The sequence below is a fragment of the Amycolatopsis umgeniensis genome, from assembly GCF_014205155.1.
Classification (GTDB): domain Bacteria; phylum Actinomycetota; class Actinomycetes; order Mycobacteriales; family Pseudonocardiaceae; genus Amycolatopsis; species Amycolatopsis umgeniensis.
Genome location: NZ_JACHMX010000001.1, coordinates 1,589,378 through 1,603,098, shown reverse-complemented (window position 1 = coordinate 1,603,098; position 13,721 = coordinate 1,589,378). Strand labels below are relative to the sequence as shown.

At 66.9% G+C, this 13,721-nt stretch carries 15 protein-coding genes; 8 read left to right on the top strand and 7 right to left on the bottom strand.

Annotated elements, in window-relative coordinates; genetic code table 11:
- The first annotated feature begins 267 nt into the window (after positions 1–267).
- Positions 268–627, top strand: coding sequence for a hypothetical protein (locus HDA45_RS06910; RefSeq protein ID WP_184892951.1), 360 nt, complete (start codon positions 268–270; stop codon positions 625–627).
- Positions 628–797: 170 nt separating this feature from the next.
- Positions 798–1,205, top strand: coding sequence for a hypothetical protein (locus HDA45_RS06905; RefSeq protein ID WP_184892949.1), 408 nt, complete (start codon positions 798–800; stop codon positions 1,203–1,205).
- Between the two features lie 58 nt (positions 1,206–1,263).
- Here the strand turns inward: HDA45_RS06905 and HDA45_RS06900 are convergent, their stop codons facing one another.
- Positions 1,264–1,995: a hypothetical protein gene (locus HDA45_RS06900; RefSeq protein ID WP_184892948.1), complete on the bottom strand. Its 732-nt coding sequence runs from the start codon at positions 1,993–1,995 to the stop codon at positions 1,264–1,266.
- 813 nt (positions 1,996–2,808) lie between these two features.
- Here HDA45_RS06900 and HDA45_RS06895 point away from each other — a divergent pair.
- On the top strand, positions 2,809–3,279 hold the full coding sequence (locus tag HDA45_RS06895) for a hypothetical protein (protein ID WP_184892946.1): 471 nt from the start codon (positions 2,809–2,811) through the stop codon (positions 3,277–3,279).
- Positions 3,280–3,374: 95 nt separating this feature from the next.
- Here the strand turns inward: HDA45_RS06895 and HDA45_RS06890 are convergent, their stop codons facing one another.
- The 4 genes from HDA45_RS06890 to HDA45_RS06875 all read right to left on the bottom strand — a co-directional run bounded on the left by HDA45_RS06890 (position 3,375) and on the right by HDA45_RS06875 (position 6,145).
- Positions 3,375–4,316 carry a glycoside hydrolase family 43 protein gene (locus tag HDA45_RS06890; protein WP_184892944.1) on the bottom strand — a complete coding sequence of 314 codons (942 nt, stop codon included), beginning with the start codon at positions 4,314–4,316 and terminating at the stop codon, positions 3,375–3,377.
- A 191-nt stretch (positions 4,317–4,507) separates the two neighbouring features.
- Complete coding sequence (locus tag HDA45_RS06885; protein ID WP_184892942.1) at positions 4,508–4,858, bottom strand: hypothetical protein; 351 nt, start codon at positions 4,856–4,858, stop codon at positions 4,508–4,510.
- A gap of 311 nt (positions 4,859–5,169) precedes the next feature.
- Complete coding sequence (locus HDA45_RS06880) at positions 5,170–5,511, bottom strand: hypothetical protein (protein WP_184892940.1); 342 nt, start codon at positions 5,509–5,511, stop codon at positions 5,170–5,172.
- A gap of 307 nt (positions 5,512–5,818) precedes the next feature.
- Positions 5,819–6,145 carry a hypothetical protein gene (locus tag HDA45_RS06875; RefSeq protein WP_343072009.1) on the bottom strand — a complete coding sequence of 109 codons (327 nt, stop codon included), beginning with the start codon at positions 6,143–6,145 and terminating at the stop codon, positions 5,819–5,821.
- A gap of 296 nt (positions 6,146–6,441) precedes the next feature.
- Between HDA45_RS06875 and HDA45_RS06870 the strand changes: the two genes are divergently transcribed.
- Entirely contained in the window at positions 6,442–6,792 is a 351-nt protein-coding gene (locus HDA45_RS06870) for a WGxxGxxG family protein (RefSeq protein ID WP_184892936.1), read from the top strand.
- A 507-nt stretch (positions 6,793–7,299) separates the two neighbouring features.
- Here HDA45_RS06870 and HDA45_RS06865 read toward each other — a convergent pair.
- The gene (locus tag HDA45_RS06865) at positions 7,300–8,220 is read right to left on the bottom strand and encodes a hypothetical protein (protein ID WP_184892934.1); all 921 of its coding nucleotides are present in this window, start codon (positions 8,218–8,220) and stop codon (positions 7,300–7,302) included.
- Between the two features lie 246 nt (positions 8,221–8,466).
- On the opposite strand from HDA45_RS06865, the gene HDA45_RS06860 reads away from it, so the two are divergent.
- From HDA45_RS06860 to HDA45_RS06850, 3 genes are all read left to right on the top strand, one after another.
- Complete coding sequence (locus HDA45_RS06860) at positions 8,467–9,465, top strand: polysaccharide deacetylase family protein (RefSeq protein ID WP_184892933.1); 999 nt, start codon at positions 8,467–8,469, stop codon at positions 9,463–9,465.
- A gap of 139 nt (positions 9,466–9,604) precedes the next feature.
- Positions 9,605–10,447, top strand: a complete 843-nt coding sequence (locus tag HDA45_RS06855; protein WP_184892931.1) for a DUF3152 domain-containing protein — start codon at positions 9,605–9,607, stop codon at positions 10,445–10,447.
- Positions 10,448–10,998: 551 nt separating this feature from the next.
- Positions 10,999–11,595 (top strand): LuxR C-terminal-related transcriptional regulator, encoded by a 597-nt coding sequence (locus HDA45_RS06850; RefSeq protein WP_184892929.1) that lies wholly within the window; start codon positions 10,999–11,001, stop codon positions 11,593–11,595.
- A 33-nt stretch (positions 11,596–11,628) separates the two neighbouring features.
- Here the strand turns inward: HDA45_RS06850 and HDA45_RS06845 are convergent, their stop codons facing one another.
- Positions 11,629–12,870 carry a serine/threonine protein kinase gene (locus HDA45_RS06845; protein ID WP_184892928.1) on the bottom strand — a complete coding sequence of 414 codons (1,242 nt, stop codon included), beginning with the start codon at positions 12,868–12,870 and terminating at the stop codon, positions 11,629–11,631.
- 133 nt (positions 12,871–13,003) lie between these two features.
- Here HDA45_RS06845 and HDA45_RS06840 point away from each other — a divergent pair, with 133 nt between their 5' ends.
- Positions 13,004–13,717, top strand: coding sequence for a hypothetical protein (locus tag HDA45_RS06840; protein ID WP_184892926.1), 714 nt, complete (start codon positions 13,004–13,006; stop codon positions 13,715–13,717).
- Positions 13,718–13,721: the final 4 nt, after the last annotated feature.

Sequence of the window (13,721 nt, the reverse complement as noted above, 5' to 3'; positions counted from 1 at the left end):
GAAACCTGGCCACCGTCGAGACACGGGGCGTGATCGGTGTGGCCGGCCGAGCGTGGCCCGGATCGATTTCGGCCCCGGAAATACCGTATCGGGAAACGCGGTCAATACCCTTTAGGACTACAAGAACCTCGGTCAGAACCCGTTCAGCACCACACGATGATGCGAACGGCGGCGACCGGGTGGGGTCACCTCTGTACGTTGGCCCCCGCGGCATGGAGGCGCTTTCTCGGCGCCTTGTCCGCACCATTCCTATTTCGAGAGGTATTCATGCTGAAGAAGATTGGCTTCGTCACCGCCGCGATGGCGGCCGGAGCGTTCCTGACGGGCGGGATCGCGTCCGCCGGAACCCCCGCCGAGGAGGGCTACGGCCACCCCACGCACGACGTGAGCGAGCAGGTCGGCCTGGCCAACCTGAACAACATCGACGTGCTGCACAACGTCAACGCCGTCGTCGGCGCGTGCGACAACAACGTGAACGTGCTCGGCGTCCAGGTCCCGGTCCGCGACACGCTCAACGGCATCGGTGTGCCGGTCCTGTCGCCGGGTGCGCACGAGGCCGGCGGCGAGTCCCCGTACAACTGTGCCGCGGGCAGCGTGCTCGATGGCGGGACGACCCAGCACAACTGAGTCCAGGCGCCCGTCGGGTGTACGGGAACCGGTGATTCGCCAGTGTGCCGTGCCCGGTACGGAGGGACTTCCCCTTCGTGTCGGGCACGGTGCCGTTCTCGCGGGGCCGGACTGGATCTCGGACGACCGAAACGACTTTTCCGAGAGGGCCGGTCCGCCGGTATGGCACGATGAGTGAATCCCGGGAACAGCGGCGTGCCCGCGAACTCGCCGCCCTGCGAGCGGTGCACCCACCGGTTCCTCGCACCACGCCGAAACTCGAGCGCGTCATCGAGATCAAACTACGCCGCGACACGACGAAGACCCGCGGCCCTGTCGGCGCTTGTCTTCTGTGGAGCGCGGAATGGACACTGCGGGGCACGACTCTGGGCATCGAGCGCAGCGACGAGAACATCGCGGCCCTGATCGAAAACATCTTGGAGGATGCTCGGCTTCTGGCCGAGCACTACGCCGTAAGACTCGAATGGATCCTGTCCGGCGACCTTCGCACCGGCGGCGTGCTCGCCGCGAGCGGCGTCACCCTGCCGGACTTCGTGCCCGGACCGTGCTTCGGTCGTGTGGTCACGCTTGTCGCGTGACCGGCGGCGTGACGCGTCCCCGTGGGCCGGGCAGCCGTGGCGGCCCGGCCCACGATGGTCAGCGAAGGTAGTGCGTGTGGTGGTGGTCGTTGTCGTTGTCGTGCCAGTCGGTCACGTCGGCGACAGCTTCCACTTCGTGGCTGACGGCACCGTCCTCGTCGGCCGCGGTGTACCAGTTTTCGTAGCTGGTGTACTGGGGCCTCGCGACCGCCTTGACACCTTCGGACTCGGCGCCGTCGGGGCCCGCCGAGAGGTCACTGGATTCGTACACGGCGTGGTTGTCGCCGGCGTGGCTGGCGACATGTGACGACGTCGCGCCTGTCGAGTCCGCCGTCTTGGTGGACTCGGCGTACGCGACGTGATCGTGGTGGGTTTCCCGGACGGCGTGTGTCTTCGCGGGACGACGGGCGGGCGTGGACACGGAGTCGTCGGTGTGAGCGACGGGCCGCTTTCCGTGAGAATGCGTCGGGCGGCCGGGCTTGTCGTCGGACACCCAGTCGTTGTCGTCATTGTCGTCGTCGAGGTCGACTTCCTCGGTGTGCAACACCGCGGCACCCATCGGGCCCGCCAAGACGGCGCTCTCCTTCGTCCACTCGTTTCCGTCGTGGTCGACGACCGAAGCACTGTGGATCGTCCCGGCGCCACCGATACCCGCGTAGGTCGCGGAAGTCTTGGTGAAACCGGGCGAACCGGGGCCGTCACCCAGGTCCGCCGACGCGATACCGGCGGATACCAGGGAAAGCGGGATGACGGCCGCTGCCGCGAGCGCCAACCGACGCAATTCAGTCATGATTAATGTGATCCTTTCCGAGCTGGTGATACCTCACACGAAATTGAGTCACGAGAATCGACTCCGGACAGGGAATCCTGCCCGCTCAAGGACATTACCCGGATCTAACATGAGACAAAGTTCGCCGGCGGCATCGCACCCGTTCGGTACCTTCGTCAGCTGGCTTTTCCAGGGCGAACCGACCCCGACGCGGTATCGCCCGAACCCTGCGTCAACCGTAATGACGGGAACTTTCCCCACGCTCAACTCGTCTAACGCGACGAAGGGCGCTTTCCCCGCATGTCATACGGGGAAAGCGCCCTTCGGTTCCTTCGCTGAATTCCGTCCGGCCGACGCTTTCGTGTTAGGTCCCGGCGCCAAGAGGTCGAACTTTCCAGCCGGGACTGACTTTAGTCGCCGGATTTCCGGCTTAGAAGTGTTTCGTGGCAGGGCCATTCTTACGAGTGTCTTTCCGGTGGCGGGGAAATCGACTGGTTACCCGGTGCGAAGTCGGCCAAACAGCGCTGACGGGTGAATGCGAAGTGAGCTCGACGGAGTTCAGGTACTGCACGTTGTGTCGAGCGGCAAGCGAGAAGTCAGCCAAGGCGTGGATATTGCGCGCCCGTCAGGGTGGTCCGGCTACGCGGCGTGTCCATTCGGGTCCGTTCACCTCGGCGTGTTTCACGCGAACTTCCCGTTTGTTTCGCCGGTGCGGCTCCGGGTGTACACGGTGCGAAATTGCGTCCGAGTTCGATCCGATGGCGTCCGTTCGCTTTATCGGAGTGGAAGGTTCACCATGATTCGGTCGGCATCGGTAATCCAGAGGAGTGCGAAATGAGAAGTCAACTGACGCGGGCACTGGCCGTTTTCGTCACCGCGGCCTCCGTGACACTGGCAGGTGCCGGTGTGGCCGTGGCAGGCGGACCGGGCGGCAAAGGAGCGTCCAGCACCACCAGTGTGGCGGCGGAGGTGCAGTCCATGCGCGACAACCTGGTGTCGCGTGCGGACAACGGCGATGTGTCGGGGACGCAGGCCACCCTCGCCAGGCTCGCCCCGGTGCTCACCGATCTGGCGCAGGGCAAGCGGTACGTGATCCAGTCCGACGCGAAGGACAGCGCCGCCACCGCCCAGCAGGAGAACGCCACGGCGAAACGGGGCGTCGACGAATTGGCGGCGGACCCGGAGTCCCGCGCGGGGCTTCCTCCGGTGGCGGGCTTGCTCAACGCACTGCTGCAACGCTTGCTGATCAGTCTGTCTTCGCTGGTGAACGACCTCCTTGGTGGGCTGACCGTCCCGGTCGGTTAACCGACCGGACCCCGGACGGGGTGCCCAGGCGAAGGCCCGGTGCGGGAACTGACCTCCCTCCGCACCGGGCCTTCGCTGTCGTTCGGGACCGCCTGTCACCCGAGCTGAGGGACGTCGTTCGGGAAGCTGAGGGGGAGTTCGTACAGGCCTCGAGCCGTGCGACCGCCACCGAGCCAGCCGTGAAAGAAGATGTGACCGTCCACCACGTCGGCGCCGCCGGGCGCGTCGACCTTGCCGCCGAGGAGATCGGTGGAAAGGAACTGGGCATCGGCCTTCACGAACGGTCCGCTCAGCGTGGGCGCGGTGGCGTAACCCGTGTGATACCCGGAACTCTGGAAGGTGTCGGCGGAGTAGAAGAGCAGATACTTGCCGGGGGTCTTCACCACGGCCGGTGCCTCGACGACCGCCTTCTCGGAAGTGAGATCGGCGCGCAGGAGTTCGATGCGCGGCCCGATCGGTGTCCGGCCGTCGGGAAGCATCTTCTGCGACCAGATCGCCGCGGGCGGGCCGACAGTGCCACCATCGGCCTTGTAGAGGAGATATCGCGTGCCGTCGGTGTCCACAAAGGTCTGTGGGTCGATGTCGCCGCCGTCGCCGGCCACGCAGACGAGGGGCGTCTCGCCGACAGGGGTGTACGGGCCCTCCACTTTGGACGCCGAGGCGGTACCGATGCACATTTCCGCGCCCGGGGCGACAGCCGCGGAGAAGTAGAGCAGAAAGGTGCCGTCCGAAAGCCGGGTCACATCGGGAGCCCAGAAACCGCCGTCGGGCTTGGCCCACTTCGGGACGGCGGCGAGAGCATCACCGATGACACGCCAAGGACCCTCTGCCGCCGGCGCGCCGGCAAGCGGCACTTTCACCGCGCCGGTGCTCGTGGAGAACGCGAAATAGCCGGCATCGGTCTTGACGATGTCGGGATCGGGGAAGTCCTGTCCGAGAAGGAGCCGAGGTGCGCCGGCGGCCCATGCCGCCGGGCAGGCCGTGAAGGTCAACAGGACGACGATCGCGACGGTCAGCAGGCGGATCTTGTTTCTCATGAACGATTCTCTCGGCCTGGCGAAGAACTCGGCACGCTCACTCCGGCGCTGTCACCGGGAAGCGTGGACTTGGCCGGGCCACCGTCCGGGTGGATTCACCGGAGTATGGCGGGGTAGTGGTGTGCCGAACGGAGGACGCGTGGAAGCCGCCGCGCGGTGGGGCTCCGCGCGGCGGCTGGTAGCGAGATCGCTCAGTTCTCCTGGACGGTCCCGCCGTCTACGATGCCGCCACCGGCACAGTTGTCCGGAGTGGCTCCTTCGGCCTCGGTCTCACCCGGGGACAACACGGGCACAGCGATACCCTCGGCCACATCACGCACCGGGACCTGGACCCCGAGCACGTTCACGTTGTTGTCACACACACCACCGACCACGTTCAGATTGTGGACCGCGTCCAGATTCTGCACGTTCGCGAGCCCGATCTGCTCGTTGTGGTCCACCGGGTGGCCCGCGACAGTGATACCTTCCGCCGACGCCGACCCACCCGCGAACGCCATCCCGGCGGCCAAAGCGGTAGCGACGAACCCAAGCTGCTTGATCACAGAAAACTCCTAGGAAAACCCACCGGACAAACCCGGTGAGAGGGAACCCGGGCGGCGAAACTCCGGTTCGCCGTGCTCGGGGACGTTGGTTATGGTGCGTTCACGCCGGGTGGGACCGGTGCACTCCTGGGCGGATGGACCGGTCCCACCCGTGCCGACGTCACCCCGCGTCGCGATGCGCCCGGAACACGAAGCGGAGTGTGCATCTCTTCTTCGTGTTCCGGGCGCGCTTTACGAACTCGGTGCGAACCGCCGGACCCCTTGCCTCAGCCTGTTTCCGCGCACCACCGCGAAAGGCTTCGGCAGGGAGATCAGTTGCCCTGCAGCGTGCCACCGTCGGTGATGCCACCGGCGGCGCAGTTGTAGGGGGACTCGCCACTGGCCTCGTGCGCACCCGGCGACAGGATCGGAACACCGATGCCGTTGAGCGAATTGCGGATCGGAACCTGGACCCCGAGCACGTTCACGTCGTTGCCACACGCACCGACCACGGCGTTGACGTTGTGGAGGAGGTCGACGTTGTTCGCGTTGACCAAGCCCACCTGGCCGCTGTGGTCGTAGCCCCAGTCCGGGGTGTCGGCGGACGCGATGCCGCCGCTCAGGATCGCTCCGGCGGCCATGGCGGCCGCGACGAAACCGATTTTCTTCAGCATGATTCTCCTTGATTAGACAGATCGCGTCGTGCGGGACGGCAGCAAAGGTGTGTTTCCGTCCAGTGTGAGGAAACGTACTGACGATCGACCGCCTTTTCCACGTCGTTCCACCATCGTGTGGGCACTGCGGTCCGTTGACCGCGTAATCTGTGGTCCGATCGGGTCAAGTGTATTTCCCGGGGGTTCGGTAACTGCTCGACGCGGTGGACGACGGAACGTTTTGCCCGGCAAGAATCATTTTGGCACGACGAATAGCCCTGCTTCGTCGTGAAGTGAGCGAAGCAGGGCTGCCGCCGGTTGATTCTCTTTACTCGGGCCAGGCTTCCGCTTCGGCCGTGAGCGCCATCGCGACGTCGATCTCCCCCGAGCGCACCCGCCAGGCAAGGGAGCCGGGACGAGGTTGCAGCAGCAACCAGCCCGCGACGTCCTTGTCGGCGTAGCAAGGGTTTTCGTCGTCACCGATGCCCAGCGAAGTGAAGTACCGGCGTGCCGGCCAGGTCTCCGGAACCCAGGTTCGGGCCCAGCGCACGACGATGCGGGCGAGGTCGTTGTGGCTGTCCGCCGGATGGATCAGCCGGTCTCCGGCGGTGCAGACCAGGCGTGGCGTGAAAGCCGCGCCCAAGGGCGCGATCACATGACTGTCGTTCAATTTCCCCCCAGGTCACCAGATATGGACCAGGTTGTTCGCCGAAAGGATGCGCAGTTGCGCGAACAAGGAAGGACGGCCGCGGGGGACGTGTGGACACGACCCGTACTTCCACGGCTCCTGTTTGAACCGATTGTCATACTAGCGACGGAAGAATCCCGGCGAAATCCGGGTCGGGCGAACTGAATTCCCACACGTTCTCATGAAGTCCGGTGTGAACTCGCCCGGTGCGGGTATGCCAGGCCGAGTGGCCACCCGTCATCGAATTCGAAAGAAGGATCGAAATGAAGAGCGCATTACGGAAGACGGTCTGCGCGTGTGCGGCCTCCGCCGCCGTCCTGCTGACCGGGGGTGTTCCGGTGTCGGCGGCGGAGGTGCAGGGGCCCGCGGTGCCGCTGGCACAGCCTGTGGACGACGACGGCGACGGGAACAGGGACGAACGACCCGATGCCGATCGAGGTGACAACGGCCTGTGGGGCCTGCTCGGCTTGGTGGGCCTGCTCGGTCTCGCCGGCCTCGCCCGACGAGGACCGAAGGCCGGTGCGATGACCGGATATCCGACCCCCGGGGCGGATGCCCCGCCGGTCAATACCTATCCGCCCGCCGAGCCGCGGCGTCAGCCTCCGGGTGCCTGACCAGGCCTCTGGCTGAAACCGCCCAGATCTGTCTCCCTCTGCGAACGTCCGGCGTGACCCGCGTCGGACGTTCGCGTAATCGGTGCGAATCGCACCTTCAGCGTGTCTCGAAGTGTGGGGCCGTATTTTCGACCGCCGATGACATTAGCGAAGCCGAGCCCGAGTGAAAAGAGCCTTCGGGTGAGAACCTTCCTAAGAGTGGCTTTTTGAAGCAGTGGAAACTCCGATGATTACCCAGCAGGTCCCGCTCCAAACGACACGATCAGGTGAAGTGGTCGGAGTGGCCTGTCCGGCATTTCTCTACTGTCCGTGAAAACTCCCGACATGTGACGCGAACGAGTGAGTGCGGGCAGGGTGACTTCGTGGCACTGAGTGGCCATCGGGTGGTCTGAGGGAAAGAACGGGATCGGGCTGAACATGATCGGTGTCGCGCGACAGAAATACCCGTTCCTGCGGAATGGGCGGAATGTGGCGGTGGCGGCGGCGGAAATCGCCGGTTCGGCCGGCCTATTCGTAGAGGACGTAAGCCGGGCTCGGCGTCAGCGCGAGTACTTCCGCCGGCGTCATCAAGGCCGCACCTCGGCGGGTGTCTTCGTCGAAGAAGAGTTTGAAGCCGGACCGTACGTGGCCGGGTTTGCCTGGCATGAGTGTTTTCCAGGTCGCCTTCTTGGCGGTGGCGGACCCGATCCCGTCGACGACCTTCACCACCGAGACGCCTGGGTGGGGCTTCAGGAGGCCCTCGTCGCGCACCACCGAGGAAGCCACTTGGTGGTAGACCATGACCTTGGCGGGCAGCCGGTGAAGCTGTGCCAGTTCGCCGAGATAGCGGGCGACCCCGTCGAGCTCGGCGCCGGTGGTGCGCCCGAACTTCTTCCCGGGTACCACGCCTGGTTCGACCGCCCATTCGGGATCGAGTGCGACGCCGACGTCGGGTTCCTTCAGCCAGCGTTCGTAGGCCTGCACCTCGGGAAGGAAATCCGCACGGCCGGGCTGGATGTCCAGCAGCAGCAACCCGTTCAGCGCACGTGCCGCGTCGAGATACTCCCGCACGGTCTCGTCGGTGCACCGGCTGCGGTACATCCCGTCCGCTCCGGGCGACCGGTGCACGGTGGTGGCTATCAATTCGACGACCGGCGTGACCGGCCGCCCCGGCGGAAAGGTCCCGATCTGTTTCCGGAGCTCGCGGCTCGCGGCCGCGAGGTCCCCGGTCATCCGGCCGAGCGCCTTCGCGCCGGGTGCCCCGCAGAAGCCGATCAGCAGGTTCGAGGCGAGGGGATCGGCGGGTGGCTGGGCGACGGCCGGTGCCGCGGGTGGAGCGGGAGTCCTGGGCGCGGCCAGTGCGGAGCCCCGCGGGGGCGCGCCACACGCGCTCGCCGCGAGTCCCGCCAGGCCGACGGTGAGGATGAAGCGGCGGCTCTGCTCGGGCATCCGGTCTCCTTCAAGACTGCGTCGCGGTGGCTGATCGCGATTTCGGGACCAGAGCGGGAAAATACCCGTGTTGATCACCGGGTAAACCCGGCTCGAGGCGATCACCACATCGTGCCGGGGCCGATTTCCGAGCAGGCGTCTCCAGCTGCGGATACGCCGTTTTTCCCGTGAGGACAACAGATTTCGCACTCACCCGACTCGGTGGATCCGGGCGCCCGTCGCCGGTTCCGGCAGCACACTTCCGGAATGTCCTTCCTTCTCCGGCTCGGCGCGGGGGCCGCCGTCGTCCTCGCGTCGGCATGCGGGGCTCCAGCTCCGGCGGCCACTCCGCCGCCGGAACTGGGAACCGCCCCCGCGGTCGCACCGCCACGGGTCACACCGGCTTTCGCGCGTCAGGTGGCCGCCGACGAACTCGGCCGGATACCGATCCTGATGTATCACCGGCTCGTCGCGAAACCGAGATCGGTCTACGACCGCACCCCCGCCGACTTCGCGGCGGAGCTGGAACGGCTCGCCGCCGAGGACTACGTGCCGATCACCACGGCCGAACTGGTGAGCAGGCGGCTCGATCTGCCCGCCGGCACGCATCCGGTCGTGCTGACCTTCGATGACGGTGACCCGAGTGTGCTCACCCTCACCCCGGAAGGGCAGCCGGCGCCGGGGACCGCCGTGCGGATCCTGATGGATGTCGCGGCCGCGCACCCCCGGTTCCGGCCGGTCGCCAGCCTGTACGTCAACGAGCGCCCCTTCGGCGGGGACGAACGCGCGCTGCGCTGGCTGTCCGACCATCACTTCGAGATCGGCAACCACACCGCCAAGCACACGAACCTGCGCCGGGCGGACGAGGCTTCGGCGACAGCGGCGATCGCCGAGGGAGACGTCCTCATCAGGCGGGCTGTTCCCGGTTACGAACCCGGCACGCTCGCGCTGCCGTATGGCGCGCAGCCCCGGCGAGAAGGCCTGGCGCTGCAAGGACCGGGTTATGCGTACCGCGGCGCGCTGCTCGTAGGTGCCGGGCCGGCACCGTCCCCGTGCTCCCGCGCCTTCGAACCCGCGGCGATCCCTCGGATCCGGTCACAGGCGACCGGCCCGGAAGCGGAATACGGCTCGGCCCACTGGCTCGACGAACTCGGTTCGCCCACCGGGCATCGGTACACCTCGGACGGCGACCCGGAGACGGTGTCGTTTCCCCGGTCCGACGTCACCCCCGCGACGGCTTGTGCGAGTGTGAGCCTTGCCTACTGAGCCCGCGCACGTGCGACGCGACGGTGGAGTCGTCGACTGGCTGCCACAACCTCGTGCTCCTTTGACCAAACCGCTGGTTCGCGCGAGCGCCGCACCGGCGCCGCCTCCCAAGCACCGCTTGCCGGCACACCGCCCCAAGATGGCCACGCCTCGCACGCCGCGGAAGGCGTCGGAGGCCGACCGGACGTGGTGGCCACCGGCCGTCATCTTCATCGCCCTGGCACTTTCCTCGGCGCTCTTCCTGGCGCCCTTCGCCATCGATACTCAAGTCGCGCCGGGTTTCCCTGAGCCGAAGTTTTCTCCTCAGCCGACAGTCAGTCAGCCGACCGTCCCTCCGTCAGAGCCCGCCGCGTTGCCGGACGGCCCTCCCTTCCCGTCGGCGGGCGCGGGAACCTGGCGCGTCCTGCCCGGTACGAGTGGTGCGGTGGCCGGTACCGGGACACGGCAACTGACCTATACCGTCGAGATCGAGGACGGAATCGACTTCCCCTCGTTCGCCGCCGAGGTGGATTCGATCCTCGTGGACCCGCGTGGCTGGATCGGGCTCGACGACGTCTCACTCCGGCGGATCGATGATCCTGCTGCCGTTCCGTCGTTCCGGATCAGTCTCACCAGCCAGACCACGAGTCGTCGCCCGGACCTGTGCGGGTTCGAGATTCCCTACGACTCGTCGTGCTATCTCACCCATGACCACCGAGTCGTCGTCAACCTCGCTCGGTGGGTCCGCGGCGCCCATTCGTTCGAGGGCGATCTTCTGGGGTATCACCGGTACGCGGTCAACCACGAGGTGGGTCACGCCCTCGGCCACGGGCACGTCGGTTGTCCCGCGAACGGGGCCGTGGCACCGGTGATGATGCAGCAGACCTTCGGACTGTCCAACGGCTATGTCGCGGATCTCAACCGCGCGGAGCCCGAAGCGGCGGCGAAAGTCCGCCCGGACGGAGCGGCCTGCCGCCCCAACCCGTGGGTCACGACCAGCTGAGCCTCGAGCAGGGCACTGTTTCAGCCTCGCTCGACGAGCGATCGCCGCGATCATGCGCGCGGTGCCCGCGATCGTGTTACGCACGGACATGGTCCTGCCCGCCCCGTGGTCACCGATTCGAGTGGATTGGTACTGCGCGTATTGACCGCGTCGTCTTTTTGGCCCTCGATGAATTGTCGCTGGTCAGCTTCGTTTCGGCGGTCGCGGCAGGGCTTTCGGGGCGTCATCGGACGGGTTTTCCGGTGAGGGGCGCGAGATGGCGGCCACACGGCGCACCTATGATTCGCTCGCGACATCGAAGGGCCGATGTCGGAAACGAACCTCCCGTCACACCGGGCTGACCGTCTTCATTTCCTTTCCCGTATCAGGTTTGCGAATGGGTGAAGTACGTCCTGCGGGCCACCTTGGCCAGTGGCAGAGCGAACGGGACCGTCGTCGTCGATTCGACGACCCTGTCGCGCAAGCAGCTTCAGGGCGGTCGTTCGCGGCAGGGTCGATCACGAAAGTAGTGCTGCAATGTGTTGTCGGAACAGACAAGTAAGGAAGACGCCGTGACAGCGATCTTGATCTGTGACAGCCGGGGCAAAGTCCGGGAGATCGTGAGCCGTGTCGTGTCAGGACTGCCCGGCGTCGGCCAGATCGACGGTGTGGCGACGACCGAGGAGTTGCTGGCCAAGTATTCCCATCAGCCCGCCGATCTGGTCCTCGTCGGCTTGGAACGCACCGCGCCGACCGGCGTGGAGGTGGTTCGGCGGCTCGTCGAAGCGCACCGCCGGGCCAATGTCCTGGTCTTCGGGATCGCCAACGATCCTCTCGTGGTGGCCAGTGCCATCATCGGCGGCGCCCGCGGTTACCTTCGCTGGGACACCGTCTGGCCGGAGGTGGCGGCCGCCCTCGCCGACACGCTCAGCAGTATTTCGGTACCCACCCCGCGTCAGCCCGCCTCTCTCGGTGTCCAGCTGACAAGCCGGGAACTGCAGGTCTTGACCGGTATGAGCCAAGGCAAACGCAACGGTGAGATCGGTCGCGAACTGCACCTGGCCGAAGACACGGTGAAGACCCACGCGCAGCGGCTGTTCAAGAAGCTCGGGGCGCAAGACCGGGCCCAAGCCGTCGCCTACGGATTCCGCCGGGGTGTCTTGATCTAGCCGATTCCGCCGGACGGCCCGTGACTTCGGGATTCACTTCCGGCACGTCGCTCCCCGGATCGGGCGCGGCTCGCTTTCCCGGACCGATTCGCCGTCGGTGATCTGGATCAGGAAGCAGTACTTCCGGCCGGGTTCGACGGCCACGTTCATCGTCCGCTGCCGTCGGACGAACGTGGTCTTCGGTTCGCCCGTCTCACCGGCGATCACGACGGCCGAGTCGAATCCGTCCGGTGCGCGCCACGCGAGTTCGACCGTCGAGCCGTGGTCGATCGGCGCGGCCAGTTCGACCTGGGACACGGTCTTCACGGTGGGTGCCGAGGTGGGCGGAGCGGAGGAGGACCGGGGCGCCGGGGCGGGAAGTGACCGCGGCTCGGGTTCGCCGGAGCCGGGCAAGAGCGCCCACGTGGTGAAGCCGGCCGCGACCGCGACGCCGGCGGCGACCGCCGGCCACACGGATCTCTTCCGGGGCGTGGGCGCCGCGCCCGCCGCGGGTTCGATCGTGACGACCGGAACGCCCTCGATACCCGATGCCACGGAAACGGGTCCATCCACAGTGGACACTTCGGGCGTGTTGCGCGTTTCCTGGAGACCGGTGAGGATCTCTTCGACCAGCGCGGCGTCGGGCGGACGGGAGGCAGGATCCTCCGCGAGGAGGTTCTCGACGAGTGCCAGCAGATCGATCGGCGCGTCCTCGCGGTGGAGCGGCCGAGAGCCGGGTGGTTCACCGGTCAGCGCCAGATGCAGCACCGCACCGAGTCCGTAGAGGTCCGAGGATCGGCCGTCCGTCCCTTCCGGGGCGAGGAATTGCCGTCCGTGCCGGGGATCCCGGACGAACACGGGCCGAAGGGTGCGCTCGAAGTCGTTGATCACGGGCTCGCCCGACGCGCGGAAAAGAACGTTGGACGGGGTGAGCCTGCCGTGGACGATCCCGGCTTCATGGGCGGTGGCGAGGGTCGAGGCGATCGCGGTGCCGAGAACGAGGACGTCGTCTGTCGACAGCGGTCCCGCCGCCGTGACCAGGTCCGCGAGTGACCCGGTGCAGAGTTCTCCGCGAAGGGCGCACCGGCCGTCGGCCAGTTCCACGATCGTGCCGGGAACCAAGAGCTGGCCGTCCACCGCGGAGAGCCGGTCCAGTTCCCGCTCCAGCCGGAGCCTGGTCCGCCGGTACAACCTGCCGGAGAAGACCTTGAGCGCGAGGTCGCCCTCGTCCGACGGCACCGCGAAGACGACGCCTGTCGAGCCGCCGCCCAGTGCTTCGCCGTCCTCCGGTCGCATCGCCCCAGCGTAGATGATCGGCCCGGTCTCGGGGACCACGTCCGCCGCCGAATGAACCGCCGATGTACCGGTGATGAACCGGTGCGCCGGAGACTGCTTTCCGGCAGCGCACCGGATCAGCGAGGTGGGACGGATGAAGCAGAAGAACAATCTCCGGCGGGCGGCGGTCTACGGTGTCGCCGGTCTCGCCACCGCGGCGATCGGCGCCTCCACCGCGAACGCGCTGACCGACGACCGGACCGAGCACAAACCGGCGCTCGATGCCGCGCAGGCGGCGAAACCGCAGCAGGTGGAGGCTCCCGCGTCGCAGAAACCGTCGGCCTCGTCCGCGACACAGGGCAAGAAGGCCGCGCCGCAAGGAAAGGCGCATGCCGAACCTGCGGCGCCGAAGCGGGTTGTGCCGCCGCAAGCGGCGCAGCCGGTCCTGCCGGCCCGCGCCCCCGCGGTCGCTCAGCCTGCCGCGCAAGTCAAGCGGGTGGTCAAACCCGCGCTGGAGATCAAGAAGGCGGCTCGCACCACCCCCGTGGTGCGGAACGCGGCCGTCGTCAAGCCGCGCATGACGAAGACCGCCGACGTGAAACGAAGCGATCGCCTCGCCGTCAAGCAGTTCGTGGTCCGCGCCGCTGTCGCCGACCCGGCGCCCGTGACCGTCCGCAAACAGTTGCGGGACGCGACCGAACTCGTCGAAGCCGCGAACGATGCCGTGGACAAGGCGGGCAAGGTACTCGACAAGGCGCGGTCCGATCTGAAGAAGGCCAAGGGCGAGCTGGAAAAGCTTCGCAAGAGTCTCGAGAAGCCGAAGGAACACGACAAACCCTTCAAGATCATGACCGGGCATCGGGGCTGAGCGC